The organism is Corynebacterium sp. LaCa117 (genome assembly GCF_046717765.1).
In the GTDB taxonomy this organism is placed as follows: Bacteria; Actinomycetota; Actinomycetes; order Mycobacteriales; family Mycobacteriaceae; genus Corynebacterium; species Corynebacterium kefirresidentii.
Genome location: NZ_CP177102.1, coordinates 677846 through 693643 on the forward strand (window position 1 = coordinate 677846; position 15798 = coordinate 693643).

General features: G+C 61.6%; 18 protein-coding genes. 8 read left to right on the forward strand and 10 right to left on the reverse strand.

The features are described 5' to 3' along the window. Positions 1-28 precede the first annotated feature (28 nt). The 4 genes from ACLI1L_RS03425 to ACLI1L_RS03440 all read right to left on the reverse strand — a co-directional run bounded on the left by ACLI1L_RS03425 (position 29) and on the right by ACLI1L_RS03440 (position 1730). Positions 29-376 (reverse strand): hypothetical protein, encoded by a 348-nt coding sequence (locus tag ACLI1L_RS03425; RefSeq protein WP_411708045.1) that lies wholly within the window; start codon positions 374-376, stop codon positions 29-31. A 21-nt stretch (positions 377-397) separates the two neighbouring features. Continuing rightward, positions 398-853, reverse strand: coding sequence for a hypothetical protein (locus ACLI1L_RS03430; RefSeq protein WP_316327763.1), 456 nt, complete (start codon positions 851-853; stop codon positions 398-400). Further along, a complete protein-coding gene (locus ACLI1L_RS03435; protein ID WP_269945725.1) occupies positions 846-1010 on the reverse strand; it encodes a hypothetical protein in 165 nt (54 codons plus the stop codon). Before ACLI1L_RS03435 ends, ACLI1L_RS03430 begins: the two co-directional genes overlap by 8 nt. 348 nt (positions 1011-1358) lie before the next feature. Further along, positions 1359-1730, reverse strand: coding sequence for a hypothetical protein (locus tag ACLI1L_RS03440; protein WP_411708046.1), 372 nt, complete (start codon positions 1728-1730; stop codon positions 1359-1361). 157 nt (positions 1731-1887) lie between these two features. Here ACLI1L_RS03440 and ACLI1L_RS03445 point away from each other — a divergent pair, with 157 nt between their 5' ends. The 6 genes from ACLI1L_RS03445 to ACLI1L_RS03470 all read left to right on the forward strand — a co-directional run bounded on the left by ACLI1L_RS03445 (position 1888) and on the right by ACLI1L_RS03470 (position 7725). Next, positions 1888-3264 (forward strand): M20 family metallopeptidase, encoded by a 1377-nt coding sequence (locus tag ACLI1L_RS03445; protein ID WP_086588301.1) that lies wholly within the window; start codon positions 1888-1890, stop codon positions 3262-3264. A gap of 42 nt (positions 3265-3306) precedes the next feature. Then, positions 3307-4527, forward strand: a complete 1221-nt coding sequence (locus tag ACLI1L_RS03450) for a sensor histidine kinase (protein ID WP_086588302.1) — start codon at positions 3307-3309, stop codon at positions 4525-4527. Further along, positions 4524-5135, forward strand: a complete 612-nt coding sequence (locus ACLI1L_RS03455) for a hypothetical protein (RefSeq protein WP_411708047.1) — start codon at positions 4524-4526, stop codon at positions 5133-5135. The genes ACLI1L_RS03450 and ACLI1L_RS03455 overlap by 4 nt, the downstream gene beginning before the upstream one ends. Next, positions 5132-5797 carry a response regulator transcription factor gene (locus ACLI1L_RS03460; RefSeq protein ID WP_340439723.1) on the forward strand — a complete coding sequence of 222 codons (666 nt, stop codon included), beginning with the start codon at positions 5132-5134 and terminating at the stop codon, positions 5795-5797. The genes ACLI1L_RS03455 and ACLI1L_RS03460 overlap by 4 nt, the downstream gene beginning before the upstream one ends. A gap of 66 nt (positions 5798-5863) precedes the next feature. After that, positions 5864-7075, forward strand: coding sequence for a sensor histidine kinase (locus tag ACLI1L_RS03465; protein ID WP_411708048.1), 1212 nt, complete (start codon positions 5864-5866; stop codon positions 7073-7075). Then, entirely contained in the window at positions 7072-7725 is a 654-nt protein-coding gene (locus tag ACLI1L_RS03470; protein ID WP_340439725.1) for a response regulator transcription factor, read from the forward strand. The genes ACLI1L_RS03465 and ACLI1L_RS03470 overlap by 4 nt, the downstream gene beginning before the upstream one ends. A gap of 19 nt (positions 7726-7744) precedes the next feature. Here the strand turns inward: ACLI1L_RS03470 and ACLI1L_RS03475 are convergent, their stop codons facing one another. Then, positions 7745-8125 carry a hypothetical protein gene (locus ACLI1L_RS03475; RefSeq protein WP_086588306.1) on the reverse strand — a complete coding sequence of 127 codons (381 nt, stop codon included), beginning with the start codon at positions 8123-8125 and terminating at the stop codon, positions 7745-7747. 395 nt (positions 8126-8520) lie between these two features. Between ACLI1L_RS03475 and ACLI1L_RS03480 the strand changes: the two genes are divergently transcribed. Together ACLI1L_RS03480 and thpR are read left to right on the forward strand one after the other, a co-directional pair. Further along, a complete protein-coding gene (locus ACLI1L_RS03480) occupies positions 8521-8643 on the forward strand; it encodes a hypothetical protein (RefSeq protein WP_306726794.1) in 123 nt (40 codons plus the stop codon). Positions 8644-8646: 3 nt separating this feature from the next. After that, entirely contained in the window at positions 8647-9189 is a 543-nt protein-coding gene (gene thpR / locus ACLI1L_RS03485) for an RNA 2',3'-cyclic phosphodiesterase (RefSeq protein WP_411708049.1), read from the forward strand. On the opposite strand, the gene ACLI1L_RS03490 is transcribed toward thpR, so the two are convergent. The 5 genes from ACLI1L_RS03490 to ACLI1L_RS03510 form a co-directional block, all read right to left on the reverse strand. After that, positions 9186-10877, reverse strand: coding sequence for an FUSC family protein (locus tag ACLI1L_RS03490; RefSeq protein WP_086588308.1), 1692 nt, complete (start codon positions 10875-10877; stop codon positions 9186-9188). The two genes, thpR and ACLI1L_RS03490, sit on opposite strands and share 4 nt — an antisense overlap. A gap of 67 nt (positions 10878-10944) precedes the next feature. After that, a complete protein-coding gene (locus ACLI1L_RS03495) occupies positions 10945-12399 on the reverse strand; it encodes an ATP-binding cassette domain-containing protein (RefSeq protein WP_411708052.1) in 1455 nt (484 codons plus the stop codon). Next, a complete protein-coding gene (locus ACLI1L_RS03500; protein ID WP_411708053.1) occupies positions 12396-13217 on the reverse strand; it encodes an ABC transporter permease in 822 nt (273 codons plus the stop codon). The genes ACLI1L_RS03495 and ACLI1L_RS03500 overlap by 4 nt, the downstream gene beginning before the upstream one ends. After that, on the reverse strand, positions 13217-14185 hold the full coding sequence (locus tag ACLI1L_RS03505) for an ABC transporter permease (protein WP_005324155.1): 969 nt from the start codon (positions 14183-14185) through the stop codon (positions 13217-13219). The genes ACLI1L_RS03500 and ACLI1L_RS03505 overlap by 1 nt, the downstream gene beginning before the upstream one ends. Beyond that, positions 14182-15762, reverse strand: coding sequence for an ABC transporter substrate-binding protein (locus ACLI1L_RS03510; RefSeq protein ID WP_411708054.1), 1581 nt, complete (start codon positions 15760-15762; stop codon positions 14182-14184). The genes ACLI1L_RS03505 and ACLI1L_RS03510 overlap by 4 nt, the downstream gene beginning before the upstream one ends. Positions 15763-15798 lie beyond the last annotated feature (36 nt).

Sequence of the window (15798 nt, forward strand, 5' to 3'; positions counted from 1 at the left end):
ACTCAGACGGAACAAAACCTGGGACACTTCAGGTTTCAGCATCTAGTTTGTTGCCCCAGTTCAAGTCTCGGGTGATGATGATAGATACCCTGTTATCTTCTACGGGGGCTATGACCACGTTTATGTTCGTCGTAGAGGGATGGAGGTACTCGATGCCGGTGGCTACGACAATTCCCAAATTTTCTACGCGGTGGGCAACATAACGGGCAGTCATTTTGCACCCCACAATGTGCGGGAAAATGTCCGGCGTGGTTTTGGCGAGGTCTTTTATGAGCTCGTTGTATTCTGGGTTACTAGATTCGGTCTCTACCTTGACACCATCAACTTCACAGTAGGTAACTTTCGCCTCTTTGGTCTTTTGGTTAAGGGTGAACATGATGTATGAATATCCTTTCGATTAGTAGTTCTCACTTCGGGTAGTAGTCGCATCTCCTATGGCGAGTGCTTTATCTATCAGCTCGTCTAGGTCCTGCAACTCTAGATTTTGTGTTACGCGCCACATAATGAAGTCCATTCCGTCGCGCTCTTGCTCGTGCTTGTCACGATGGTCAAGTATCTTTTCCGCGTAGACAGCATGAATACGCGTCAGTATCTCCTGAGACATATCCTCGGCTGATTTATCGCAAAAGCCCTCTTCGTCTACTAGTTGAAGGGCGGCGGCGTTAACAAGAATCGACGTTGGGCGAAGAAGAGGAGGAGACCGGGTGTGGTCAACCGCTGCGGTCTTTGAAGACTTGGTCTTTGTCGAAGACTTAGACTTCTTCACGTCTTCAAGTTCCGCTAGGGTGTCGAGGACCTTGTCCGTATCAACACCATTGGTGACATAGATAGAAGACAGAATCTCGTTATCCATTACGGACCTCCTTGGCATTGAGGGCCTCGGTGACACTGTCAAGTTGCTTAGCGCTAAAGCGCGGGGCGCGGCGTACAACTTCGTCTACATAAGCGCGTACATCATCATTAGCCTTCGCTAATGTTCTGCGCTCCCTCTCTTTCAATTGAGTGGTCATAAAAAATCCTTTAAGAATTACGTCCGGTACTGGACTCAAAAACAAAATGCATATTATAAATACAGGTCCGAGTTTATGCACTCGATTACGGGTACTTTATTTCTTTGCTGCACTTTCAATATAACCAGACTATGAGGGAGTGCGCAAGGGCTTATAGAGGCTGCGTGCGCTATGTTTTTATATGACATTTAGGTACCCTGTTACATTCTGGGTAATGACCTGAAACCATAAGATTTAGCCTAAAACCGTCGTAAATAGCATTTGTGCCGGTGACGCGATGTTTATGCAGGATAGGAATGCTATGCATTATTTAACAGTGTTGGACCCTGTTATAATCCGTGATGTTCCCTAATGCACTTTCTTGGGCTGCCGCGGCGGATACATTTCCTTCAACCGCGTGCGGGCAAGATGCTCCACATCCTGGTCGGTCGCGCATAATTCAGCGCGCAGCGCCCACGCATCCCGCTTGGATTTGGTGCGGGAGACGTACTTTTCAATGAGTTTCAACGTGGCCAGGCAATGCGTGGTGGCCCGGCACGAGCGCTGCCGGCGGGTGAAGGAGGTGGGGCCAAAGTAGACGTCGGCAAGCGCGAGCAGGCTACGGGCTTCCTGCCGGGGCAGGCCCAGCCGACGCAGATCCGCCTCGCGCACGCCGGAGACCTCGCCGAGAAGCTCCATCGGCGAGGCAAGTTGGCGGGCGTAGTCCTGCAAGCGGGTCATGCCCGTGAGCATAAGACACCCCGCAAGACCGGGGTAGCCCACCCGAGCCAGCCTGTGGATAACTCGCCTCTCCCGTCACACCAACCCCGAACCCACCCGGCAGCCTGTGGATAACCTGCGGTACCCTCGAATGCGAAAGCGAGAAAAGGAGCTCCCCATGACTGACCCGACCAAGCGAATCCGTCCCACCACCCCCGGACGCCTGGCAGCCCCACGCCAGGCCCAGCAGCTGCCGCCCCTGCCGGTTACTCGGGCGCGCATTGGCGAGCAGATGGCCACCGAGGTCTTCCAGGAAATGGGCGAGGAGATGCTCGAGGAACTGCAGAACTTCCGCCGCGATCTGCACCGCAACCCCGAAATCGGCCTGGATCTGCCGCGCACGCAAAAAAAGGTCTTGGAAGCGCTCGAAGGCCTGCCTCTGGAGATTCACGTGGGCCAGGATCTGAGCTCAGTGGTGGCCGTGTTGCGCGGCGGCCAGCGCGGCGAGCGGCCGGTGTCGGTGCTTTTGCGCGCGGACATGGACGCCCTCGAGGTACGCGAGCAGACCGGCAGCCCGTTTGCCTCGACGAATGGGTATATGCACGCCTGCGGCCACGATCTGCATACCGCCGGACTGGTGGGCGCAGCGCGGATTCTGTGCGAGCATCGCGAGGAGCTGCACGGCGATGTCACCTTTATGTTCCAGCCCGGCGAGGAGGGGCCAGGCGGCGCGCTGCCGATGATTGAGGAAGGCGTGCTTGACGCCGCTGGCCGACGTCCCATTGCCGCCTACGGCCTCCACGTTGGCCCGCAGGACCGCGGCACGTTCCACTATGTGCCCGGCCCGATGATGGCTAGCTCGTCCAACCTGACCATTACGGTGCTGGGCAAGGGCGGGCACGGCTCCCGCCCGCACGATGCTATTGACCCGGTGGCGGCGCTGGCGGAGATCCAAATGTCGCTGCAGACCGCGCTGACCCGCCGCTTCGATGCGCTCGAGCCCATCGTTATTACCGTGACCAACCTGTGGGCGGGCGATGGCGCGTATAACGCCATTCCGGAACGCGCGGCCTTGGGTGCGACGGTGCGCGTGCTGCGCGATGAGAAGATCGACGCCGTGCGGCAGATGATCACGGAGGTCTCCAGCTCCGTCGCTGCTTCGCACCGGTGCACCGCACAGGTGGATTTCGAGGTCTTGTACCCCACCACCAAGACGAATCCGCGGGAAAATCAGTTCGCTGCTACCTTGTGGAGCCAGATGTTTGGCACCGAAAACGTCCAGCCATTCGATGCCCCGATGATGGCCTCCGAAGACTTCGGCTACGTCCTCGCGCAAGTGCCGGGCACGTTTATGTGGATGGGCACGGCCAATCCAGACAAGCCCGAAAATGAGCGCGAGTGGAACCACTCTCCGATGATGCGTTTCGATGACTCGGTGCTGGGAATGCAGTCCGCGGCGCTGGCGGCCGTGGCGTTTGAGCGCTTGGCCACCGAAAACGAGCATCCGTCCGCGCAGACGAAGGCCATGCGCGATGCGGCCGGGGTGCAAAAATAATTCATCCCTAGGGATTATGGCCGCCGGTTTAAGCTTTAGGCCATGATCAGAACGAAGTGGAGCACGGCGGGAATTGTTGCCGCTTGTGCGGTGGCGAATTGGCTCATCGGCGTAGTGCTGATGAGCATGGATATCGAGGAGTATTCGCCGCCGTTTGAGGAGTACGGGCCCTATATCTGTACCGGTTTTGCGGTGGGCGTGGTGACGATTATCGCCCTGCCCTTTGCGTTAGAGCACCAGCCGCGCGAGCTTTCCGACGTCGACTATGCCGGCTCCACCCGTAGCTTCATCGCTGGCTGTATCGTGCTGCTGGGGTCGAGCTCCTATTTTGGTGCGGCTAGTGGAGTCGTGGCTTTCATTTCCATGGTCTCGCGCCGTTCGACCTCGCGCTCGGTGGCCGCAGTGGCGTGCTTCGTGGCGGCGTTTGCGATTGATGCGTTCTTCAACCCCTATATGGCCTGGGACGATATCGGATGGGTTGGTGCCATCTTCGTTGTGGTCGTGATGGTCGCGGGGTTATTGGTAGGCCAAAAGCGTGGCAATCTGCGCGAAAAGCGGTGGCGGGTGGAACAACAAGCCCGGATGAATCGCGAAGAGATGCGTGCCAAGGTAGAACGCGCGCGGCAAGAGGAGCGCGAGAATATCGCGCGGGACATGCACGATACGCTCTCGCATCGGCTAAGCCTCGTGGCCATTCATGCGGGTGCGCTGAGCTATCCGCGTGAAGGCGTGCCGGCCGAGTTCACAGACGCAGCGCGCACCATCCGCGCGGAGGCCCAGAACGCGGTAGAAGATTTGCGCACCGTCCTAAGCGCCTTGCGTGAAGATCTTTCCCAGGATCCGCGCACCACCTTAGAAGAGCTAGTCGCGAGCGTGCAGGAGGCCGGCACGCAGGTGACCGTGACCTACGCGGACGGTGCCAGCCCGGATGTTTTTACTGGGTTGTCCACGATGGCGCAGCACGCCGTGCACCGCGCAGTACAGGAAGGCCTGACCAATGCGCGCAAGCACGCCGCTGGCCAGCCGGTGAGCATCACGGTGCGCGAGGTGGCCGGTGAGGTGGGCGTCGAGATGCGCAACCCGCTCCCAGTGGCTAAGACCGAGGAGCGCGCAGGTAGCGGCGTCAGAGGCTACGGGCTGGTGGGCCTGCGCGAGCGCGTGGAGCTATCCGGCGGGCGCATGAATATCCACGTCGGCGAAGAAGGCGAGGAATTTCGCTGGAGCATCCTGCTACCACTGGCGCATAAGGAGGCCGCGCAATGAGCGAGATGAGTTGGCAACTGCGCCATCCCGACTACGGGCTTATGCGCATTGACCTAGAAGAAACCAAGACCCGCGAGGGCTGGACAGGAAAATACTTAGATTCTAAGCGCAGCCTTTTTACCTCCACGGTCAACGGCACTACGCGCAAGCTCAGCTACACCGATACCGATGACTCGGCCTTTAGCGTGGAATTCCTGCGCGGAAATAGCGATGATAATGCGCCCGAAGACGCAGATCGCATCGAGCTGGTGGAGCGCCGTGGCTATATCGTGCCACAGTTTCGCGGGCAGGGAGCGAGGGTGATGTTTGCGGCGGTGGGGAAGGTGGACGTCGATAAGCGCCTGCATCAGGTGAACTTATGGACGTTGCTTTTGCAGACTGCGCTGACATTCATAGCGGCCACACTAGTTATCGACTTTTTCCCCAAATTCTTCGAAAAGATAAACGAGATTCTCGTGCCCTCGTTCCTCAACGGCGTAGTGGCAGGCCATGCCACTATAGTGCCGGTAGCGCTGGCGATTCTTGTGGCGCTTACAGTGGCGTATACGCCCGTCGCGTCGCAGCTCTGGCGCGCGCGATGGAATCAACCAGTGGGAAAGGAAGCATGATGGCCGATGCCCTGCGTGTAGTGCTCGTTGACGACGAGGATCTAGTCCGCAGCGGGCTGCGCCTGTTGCTGTCTCATGCGCCCGATATCGAGGTCGTGGCCGAGGCGAGCAATGGCCGGGACGCGGTGGCTACCGTCCTCGATTCGCAGCCCGATGTGGTGTTAATGGATATCCGCATGCCGGTTATGGATGGCATCGCGGCCGTGGAGAAGATTCTGTCGGTCCACGCCGTGCCGATAATCATGCTTACGGCCTTTGATACCGATTCCTTTATCCTGCGAGCCCTGCGCGCCGGGGCGGCCGGGTTCTTGCTCAAGTCAACGCCGCCGGAATCGCTCATGGCGGCCGTGCGTGCGGCCGCAGCGGGGCAACCGCTGTTGAGCCCGCAGGTCGTCGACAAGCTGGTAGGCATGCAAAGCCGCGCGCTTTCCGACGCCCATTCACACCACACCCGCACCGCTCGAACCCGGCTTTCCACTTTGAGCTCGCGCGAGCGGGAAATCGCCGGGCTGGTAGCCCAAGGCTTGAATAATCAAGACATCGCCGACCAACTGGTGGTGTCCATGGCGACGGTGAAATCGCATATGCAGCATATTTTGAAAAAGATCGGCGGTACCAGCCGCGTGCACATCGCCATTATGGTCTTAGAGGCGCGCGGCTAACGCCGGAGAATCCTCCCTGCGGGGGATACCGCGCCGCCGGCGGGTCGACTTAGACTGGTGCGCGTTATGAAGTTATTCCGAAAATCCGACGAGATGCTCCAGCGCCCGCTTTGGCAAAAGCTACTCATCGCTGCGGTGGCATTGATCGGCGATTTTATGGTCGTCGCCGTCCGCCTAAGTTCTTCCGAAGCACCGGAAGATCGGATAGTGTTCTTTTTCGTGGCGACGATAGGCACCTGGATCCTATTGCCCTTTGCCCTGCGCCACGCCGCAGCGGAGCGGGACCCGCGTAGCACCCAGCCTGGCCCGCGCAGCGCGTTGGTAGCCGCAACCATTATTTCGGCGACGGTGTCGATTGCTCGGTTCCGGCCTTCGGTAATGATGGCGGCGTTTTCGGCGGCCTCGCGCCGCAGCCGGTGGTGGATGGCGACGGTATGTGCGGCCATGTTGGTCTCGGAGTTGGTTACTATGGATCTATCTCGAAGCGAAGATCATAGTGCGCCCGGGAAGCTGGGATTTTTACTTGCCCACATCCTCCCAGCAGTAGTGGTTTTAGTGGTCGGGTTGGTTCGCTCGAACCAAAAAGAGCGCACGATTGCGCTGCAGGCGCAGGCGGAGCTCACGCACGAGGAAATGGCCACGCGGGAGAATTTTGCGCGGCAGGAAGAACGCGACCGGATTGCGCGGGATATGCACGATACGCTCTCGCATCGGCTGAGCATGATTGCGGTCTACGCCGGCGGGTTGGCCTACCGCAAGGACCTAGATCCGGAAGAGACGCGGAAATCCGCGCGTACGATTCGCGATGAAGCCGAGGCCGCCGTGGGGGATCTGCGTGAGGCGTTGCACTCGCTGCGCAGCGAGGGGCGCATCGATCCGCGCGAGGGCGTGGAATCGCTGGTGGAGCGTTCCCGCCAGGCGGGCATGGACGTGGAAGTGTGCTACCAGGCGGGCGCAGGGCCGCAATCGCTGGAGGAGCTGAGCACCATGGCCGGCCACGCACTCAACCGCGCAGTCCAGGAGGGCCTAACCAACGCCCGCAAGCACGCGCCGGGCCAGCCGGTTACCATCACCATCGCCACGCTTGCCGACGCCCTGTCTATCACCATGTCTAACCCCACCGCCCAGACTGGGGAAAAGGCAGGCGTGCACAGTGGTGGGTACGGGATCGTCGGCATGCGCGAGCGCGCTAGTGTGGTGGGCGGATCGCTACAGGTAAACGATGAGGAAGATAGGTTCTCGTGGACTCTGCGCCTGCCGAGGAAGGAAGAAAAGTGAGTGAAATTCGGGTGGTGCTCGTCGACGATGAGCCGCTGCTGCGCCACGGGCTGCGCGTGATCTTGGAAGGCGCGCCGGGCATTAGCGTCATTGGCGAGGCCGGCAACGGCAAGGAAGGAGTGGAGCTCATCCTGGCCGAGGAGCCGGACGTGGTGCTGATGGATATCCGCATGCCGGTTATGGACGGCATCGAGGCGACGGCGCAGCTGCACTCGCTCGCCGGCGCGCGCGATATCCCGGTGGTGATGCTCACCGCCTTTGATACCGACGAGTTCATCCTGCACGCCCTGCGCGCTGGGGCGGTGGGCTTTTTGTTGAAGACGACGGCGCCGGAGGCGCTGGTGGCGTCGGTAAGAGCGGCGGCCCAAGGCCAGCAACAGCTCAGCCCGAAGGTGCTAGAAAACCTGGTGGGGCTGGCGGCCACGCCGCCGCAGCCGGAACAAGAGATGATTCAACCCAGCGGGCTGGCCGAGCTGAGCGAGCGCGAAAATGAAATCGCCCAGCTGGTGGCCCAAGGCCTAAGCAACGCCGAGATTGCCGAGCAGCTTTTTATCTCGCTGACCACGGTCAAGACGCACATGAAGCACATCCTGGCCAAGATCGATGGCACCAACCGGGTCCACATCGCGATTGCGGTGCTCGGCGGTTAGGCGTGGCTGGGCTGGGCCGCTAGGGCCGGCGGAAAATGGCGGAGGCTAGGCCCACCAGCGCGATGACGCCGACGATAAGGGAGGCCACCGGCCAGTACTGCGGGAAGTACTTGAGCGTGTAGCCGAATACTTGGCCGTCATCGAACTGCTGCCATAGCGCGAAGGGCATCCACCACAGCTTGGTTAGCGTGAGGATCGCGCCCACCAGGCCGGTGGCAACCCGCGCGCCACCGCGCAGGAAGAAGCTCGCCGCAACCAGCAGTACGCCCGCAATGGTCAGGGCGAATAGGAGGGGAGTTTCGGTGCCCAGCGGAGAGCCGCGCAGCAGGAACTCGTGGTCGATTGCGTGTTGCTCGATGAGGGTATATCCATCGAGTACTACGTCGTCTGGGATTCCCATAGGTTAATTCTCCTTAGTTGTGCCCGGAGCGGCTGGGGCGCCTGAGGTGGCATAGGGGAAGGCCGACGGAAACGCGGAAATCTGCCACCCTAGAACCGGGTTGTACGTCAATTATAGACAATTCTGTCTTAGGTGTCGTAGGCTGAAGTCCTTAACTCGAAACAAGGAGAAATATCTAGTCATTGACTTTGATTGCACCCAGGCCACCGAATCCATTCCGCAGTGGGCGGCCGATGAGGGCCACGAGATTCGTGATTTCCATCGCTCGGGCGATGCGGGCTGGCAGGTCACGGTAGTCAAGGGCGGCTAATTACATCATTGTCAGCTACTATGTGAAGGCAGAAGAATCGCGCGTGATTCTTCTGCCTCCTTTGTGGTTTGAAAGAAGTTATCTCATGCCCGAGTTTGATGATAATTCCACCGCCGTTGCGGATATTTTGCATGCCTTCGCCGTCTTTGAACGCGAGGAAGAACACCTGGTGGACGCGGAAATGCGCCTTAACGTGTATGCCAGCTAGACCATGATTCGCGTCTTTTCCGCGCTGCTGCCCTCAGCCGCCGCGCGCGAGCATATGGTACATACGCTTAGGCCCATCCATGCGGCAACCACCAACGAGTTGCGCTGGACGGATCCGGATAATTGGCATGTGACCATGGCCTTTTATGGCGACCAGCCCAATGATGCCGCGGCTGTGCGCGAGCACCTCGCCCACGCGGTGGCTGGGCGCTCGGCGTTGGATGTGCATGTGAGCGGAGCGGGAAGTTTTGAGCAGCGCACCCTGTGGTTGGGCGTCGGTGGCCAGGCGCGGGGTGTGCGGGAGTTGATGGCGGATTGCCAGCTTGGCGATGTCCCCTTTAATCACCACCGCCCCCACCTCACCGTCGCGCGTGCCGGCCGGCGTATCCGTGATCCGTGGGTACTGGGCGATGTCGTGCGTGCGTTATCGGTGTACCGAGGACCGGACTTTTGCGCGGACCGGGTATGCCTTTTGCAATCGCACCTGGGCGAGGGCCGCGGCGGCGGGCCGCGCTACGAGGTATTAGAGGAATATCCCTTGTTCTAGGCGGCGCGGGCGGCACGGATTTCCCGCACGAGGGCGTCGAGCTCCTCGCGGGTGGCGGTGCGGTCTGGGTGAGTGGTGCAAAAGTCTAAAAGGAAGTAGCCGGCGTGCTGCAGCGCGATGTGGCGGGCCCAGAATTGGCGCACGGCTTCTGGGTTATCGGCGGCGAGCGATTGGATGGCGCGGCGCTCGGAAAGCAGCTCGTACTGTAGGTCACGGCGTGCGGACAACACGGAATCCGGGGTATTGACAAAGAGCAGTCCGAGCAGGGTAGCCATGGATTCCATCGCGCGGACCTGCAGGCGAGCCTGATTGCGTACCGGGGCACTGCGCTGCCATAGCCATAGCACCGCGGTGGCGATGAGGATGGACAAGAGGATCTCGCCGCAGCGAGCTTGAATGGTGGGCAACAGGGGGCGGGTAGCTGAGTTGCCCATGAGAAGAGCGAGCGGGGTGGAGAAGATAACGCAGATGGCGTAGTTCTTCGCCACGAAGATTTCGGCACAGAATTGGCAGGCAGCCAACGCCAGCAGCAACGTCCAGCCATTAATACCGAAGTAGTGAAGGATGGAAAATAGCAGCACGCCCACTACAGAGCCGAGCATGCGGTGGATGCCGCGGACGGTGCCCGGCACATGGTCGGGTCCCCATTGCAGCATGAGGAAGGCTGAGACCACGCCCCAGTCCGGCCGGTCGAAGCCGAGGCTAAGGCCCACGAGCACGGTAATGATCGCCGAAAGAACCACCTTTTGGGTAGTGACCATGGCATGCGAATCCCGCACCGCGGCGCGGTAAAGCCGGTACCTGCCTGTGGGCCGGGTGTGGGGGATAGCGGTGCGATTCGGGTCGACGTCGGTGACATGATCGGTAAGCTGATCCGAATCGGCGCCGAGGTCAAGGGCGCGGTTATGTGCCACGATGGTGTGCTGGGCTGCAAGGGTGCGCTCTACTAGGTGGGCTCCTTGGGAGTCGATGATGCGGCCACCGCGGATAATGTGGGCGTCGGAAAGCGCCTGCCATGCAGCAAAAAGTGCGGTTTGTGCTTGGTGGTGGCGGGCGAGTGAATCATCCTGTCCGGCCTGGAAGGCAGACGCGGCCTTTTCCAGGCTGGATACGGCGCGGCGCTCAGGGCCGTGCGGGTCAAAAAGGGCCGGGGCCATGCCGAGGACCACGCTGGCCACCATGCCCGTCAGCGCCCAAAAGAGCAGCTGGCCCACGGTGACATCGGTGCGGGCGAGCATGACCGAGCCGCCGCCGACCATGACGAGGAAGAAGGTGCCCGGTGGCGGCAGGCGCAGCGCATTTTGGGCAAAGCCACAACCGGCGGCCAATGCCGTGGAGTAGAGGCCTGCGAGTAGGAGCCACCAATGGCCGTGGCCGGGCGCAAAGATAACATGGCCTACCAACACGCCGACGGCGGCGACGGTAATGAGCGCGGTGCCGGCGGTGAGCATGACGCGCGGGCGGGTGCGATAGGGGTGTCCCTCGCCAAAGATGACGGTAAACGCGCCGGTGGAAATGAGCAGGATAGCGTAGTCGTGGCCGGTAAGCAGCGCAATGGCGCCGGGCAGGAGAATCGCCAATCCCGCGCGCAGTGCACCAGGCCAGCGCACCGAGGCGCTATTAAACGCGGTGAGTAGCTGGGTGGTGCTGGGACGCTGCGGGAGGGGATAGTCAAGCTGGGCGGCCACGGAGCAGCAGGATCCTTTCTAAGTGGAGTTATCTGACCCGACTACCTTACGCCCACCAATACCCGCTTTACATCTCGGCGGCCGCGATAAGCCGGCGCGTGTAGTCCGTGCTGGGAGAGGACCATATGGCCTCGGTAGGGCCGTGCTCGATGAGCCGGCCGCGGTCGAGGACGGCGACGCTATCGCAGAGGTGGCGTACCACCGCAAGGTCGTGGGTGACAAAGAGCAAGGTAAGCCCTCGCTTGTCGATGATCTCTGCCAGTAGCTCCAAAACCTGCGCGCGCACGGACATATCGAGGGCCGAGACTGCTTCATCGGCCAGCAGGATATCTGGCTCGCCGCACAGCGCGCGGGCAATGGAAATGCGCTGGCGCTGGCCACCAGAAAACTCGTGCGGGAAGCGGTCGAGGCTATCGGCCGGAAGCCCGACCTCTGCAAGCACGGCCGCGGCGCGGGAGCGCTTTTCGGCTTTGTTCGGGTTGCCCGGCATGGCCTCTGCGATGGATTTCCAGATCTTTAGCCGTGGGTTAAGCGAGCCCTGCGGGTCTTGGAAGACCATCTGCACCTGGCCGCTGACGGTGACCTCGCCGCTTGTCGGCTGGTCGAGTCCGGCAATGAGCTTGAGCAGGCTGGTCTTTCCCGATCCGGAGCCACCCACAATGCCGAGGCGCTCGCCGTGGTGCACGCGCAAGTCGATGCAGTCGAGTGCGGCGTGGGTGCCGTGCACCTTGCTAACCCCTTCGAGCGTGACGAGGGAATCTTCCGCTGCGGCCGGCGCAAGGCTCATCTCCGGTGGCTGTGAGGAGGCGATGAGCTCGCGGGTATAGGGATGCTCGGGCTGGGCAAGAATCCGCTCGGTAGGGCCAGACTCCACCACTGCGCCGTGGTGCATTACCACAACGCGGGGACACATGCGGCGGATGACTCCCAAGTCATGGGTGATGAAGATCAGCGCGATGCCGCGAGCCTTGGTCACGCGCTCGATGACGCGCAATACGCCATCTTGCGTGGTGGCATCCAGCGCGGTGGTTGGCTCATCGCAGATGAGCAGATCGGGGTGGCCGGCCATGGCCATGGCAATGAGCACGCGCTGGCGCTGGCCGCCGGAGAGCTGGTGTGGGAAGCGGGAGGCAATGTCGGCGGCCAGGTCCACCTCTTCGAGAGCGGTTGCGGCATCGCGCACCCCGGCGTGGGCCAGCTGCTTGCCCACGCGCATAAGCGGATCCAGCGCGCTCATCGGTTCTTGGAAGACCATGGCCATGGTCTTCCCGCGCAACGGGCGGATACGGGCATCGCGTGCGCCTATCACCTCGTGGCCATCTACTGTGACGGAGCCGCTCGCGCGTACCCCATCGGGCAAAAGCCCCATGATGGACAGCGCAGTGAGCGATTTGCCGGAGCCGGATTCACCAATAATGCCGAGCCTTTCGCCGGCCGCGAGCTCGACGTTAATGGGGCCTAGCAGGGCAGTGGTGGACCCGGTGGCGGTAACCGTCAGGTCATCTACGTGGAGCAGGCTCATCGCGCGGATCCTTTCAGGCGGGGATCGAGGAGGTCACGGAGGGCGTCGCCAAGCAGGTTAAAGCCCAGCACCGTTGCTGCAATGGCCAGGCCGGGCCAGAAGGCCTGCAGGGGAGCGGTGCCCAGAAGCGACTGGGAATCTTGCAGCATCCGGCCCCAAGAGGCTGCCGGCGGGGCAGTGCCCAGGCCGAGGTAGGACAGGCCGGCTTCGGCCAGGATGGCAAGGGCGAAATAGACGGAGGCCTGCACGATGAGCAGCCCGGTGAGGTTGGGAAGGATATGGCGCAGCGCCACCTTCCAACCCGGCACCGCGGAAATGCGCGCGGAGGAAATAAAGTCCTGCGTGATAACCTGCAGCGTGCCTGAACGCGCCACGCGGGCGAAGGAGGGAATGCCGGCGATGCCGATGGCAACCATGGCAGTCAGCGTCGAAGGGCCCCACACCGCGCCGGCAATAATCGCCAACAACAGCGCGGGGAAGGCAAGCAACAGATCCGCGCCGCGCATCACCAGGGCATCTACCCATGTGCCGCGGCGCATGCCGGCCAGGATGCCCAAGGGCACGCCCACGAGGGCGGCGATGCCCACCGCCACCAGACCGACAAAGACCGTAATCTGGGCGCCCGCCATGATGCGGGAGGCGGTATCGCGCCCAAAGCGGTCCGTACCCAGGAGGTGCTCGGCGCTGGGACCGGCAAGGCGCACATCCGGGTGCGCCAGCGTCGGGTCATAGGGGGTCCACACCAGCGAAAGTAGCGCCACCAGCACCGTGGCGGCAACGAGGAAGGCGCCCAGCCAGCCAGAAAAACGCAGCTCCATTATTTCTCACCTGCCGTGATGCGCGGATCGATGAATCGGTAGGCCACATCCGTTAAGGCATTAACCACCAAGGCGAAGGCGACGAGCAGCATGACCAGGGTTTGCACCGTAGTCAGATCGCGCACCGATACCGCATCCAACAGCATGGAACCAATACCGGGGATGACAAAGACGGATTCGATCACCACCGCACCCACGACCATCGTGGTCAGCTGCACACCGGCCACGGTAAGCACCGGCAGCGCCGCATTGCGCAGGCCATGGCGCTTGAGCGCCTCCCACGGGGACTGGCCGAGCGCACGGGCGGTGCGGATATAGTCTTGATGCAGCACATCAAGCACCGCCGAGCGCACATAGCGCGTCAGCATCGCACCTTGCACTACGGCCAGCGCAATGACCGGCAAAATAAGGTGGCGGATAAACTCGCCCGCGCCTTGGTTCGGCGGCACCCACCCATTGGCCGGCAGCCAGCCCAGATGGACGGCAAAGATGGCCACCAGAATGATGCCGAGGAGGAAGCTTGGCACCGCAATGCCCAGCTGCGTGCCGGCCGACACCACATCCGCGCCGCGGCTACGGTTGCGCAGCGCCAGCCACATGCCCACCGGGATAGCCCCGGCCAGCGCCAGCAGCATCGCCAGGCCAATGAGGATGAGCGTGACCTGGGCGCGGTCCAATACCAGCGGCGTAATATCCTGCTGCGAGGACAAAGACTGCCCAAAATTGCCGGTAAATAGGCCTTTTACCCACTCCCAATACTGCGTAAGCAGCGGGCGGTCCAGCCCCAGCTCGGAGCTCAGCTTGCCGACGGCCTCTTCGGTCGCATTCACCCCCAGCGCCACCCGCGCCGGGTTGCCCGGTACCGCGCGCATGAGCGCGAAGATGATGAGAGAAGCTACAAAGAGCGTCAACGCGAAGCGCAGCAGCGGGCGCACGATGGCGCGCCCCGTGGTGCGAAGGGAACTCATCGGGCCTCCTTTTCGGTGTTTTCTGCGGCGGTGGTTTTGGCGCCCGCGTCCGCGTCGGCAGAGGTCAGGTCGCGCAGGATGAGCGCGTCAGTGACCTGATCCGGATGCAGTCCGCTCACGCCGGCGCGGGTGAGCACGATATTGGGCATATTCATGAGCGTCAGCGCGCCCGCATCCGCCATGATTTGGTCCACGGCCTGCGCCATGAGCTTGGGGTAGTCCTTCTCGGGGGCGGAATCGGCTTGGGCCAAAAGCTCGCGGGTGCGTGGGGAATCGTAATTGAGGTAATAATCCGGATCGCCGAACAAGGTGGGCACATCGCGCGGCTCCACGTGGGAGATGAGCGACATCTGATAGTCCTTGGCGCCCATGACCTGGCCCAACCACACGGCCGGGAACTCGGCGGAGTCCAGTGTCACCTTAAAACCAACTTCGGTAAGTTGCGAGTACAACAGCTCGGCGACGGTCTGGGCGTAGGGCAGCGTCGGCGTAGTTAGCGTAATTTCGGCGCCTTCCGCGCCGGCCTCCGTGAGCAGCTGGCGGGCCTTGTCTGGGTCGTAGTCGTAGTAGTGCTTGTCCTCGAACCACGGATCCGTAGGCGGGATCGGCGCGCCGCCGGTGTCTTTAGCCATCCCATTCCACAAAATGTCATTGGCCGCCGAGCGGTCCACGGCATAGGCCACGGCCTGGCGCACCCGTGGATCGTCGAAAGGCGCGCGGGCATTATTCATGGACAACAGCACCTCACCATTGGTGGTGCCGACCTCGGTAGCGATGCCCTCTTTGACGTCATCAAGAAGCTCCGGGTTCTGCACGCCCCAGACCACGTCCACGCCGCCGGCCTGCAGCGCATTGACCGAGGAGATGGTATCCGGGAAATAGCGCACCGTGACATCCTGTGCGGCGGGCTTTCCCCAATAACCGTCGCGAACGTGCAGCTCTACGAATTCCGAGGGGGCAAAGCGGGACACCTCATAGGGGCCAGTACCCACCGGTTGGGCAGCGAGGTTATCCATGCCGTGTGGCGTCATCATCGCGCCGGTGGCCGTTCCCATGGACCACAGCCAGCCATTGGAGGGCTGCTTGAGGTGTACTTTTAGCGTGTGATCCTCGGTTGCGGTGACCTTGTCTACCGGATCCATGGCGGCGGCGATTCCGTTGGTCCATTTCTCGCGCACGTAGTTAATGGAAAAGGCGGCGGTCTCAGCGTTAAAGGCATCGCCGTTGGAAAAGGTGACGCCCTCGCGCAGGTGGAAAGTATAGGTACGGGCATCGTCACTAATATCCCACGAAGTGGCAAGTCCTGGGGTAATGGAGCCGTCTTCATCGATGCGCACGAGGGTCTCGTAGACGTTATCCATAAGCACTGCGGGAATGGCGGCGCCACCGGTGGTGGTGAAATCCAGCGAGGTGGCGGCCGATGTAGAGGCCACGGTGAGGGCAGAAGGTGCGGTGTCGCTGCCTGCCTGGGTGGTATCAACCACCGCGGTATGGCCCGCGGAACATGCCGATAGTGTTCCTACAGCGGCCGCCATGGCGAGACTGCCCAGCGCCCTACTGGCGCAAAATCTTCTCATAGAAAGTAGGGTAGCCGGTGGGTATAGCTGCCGTGA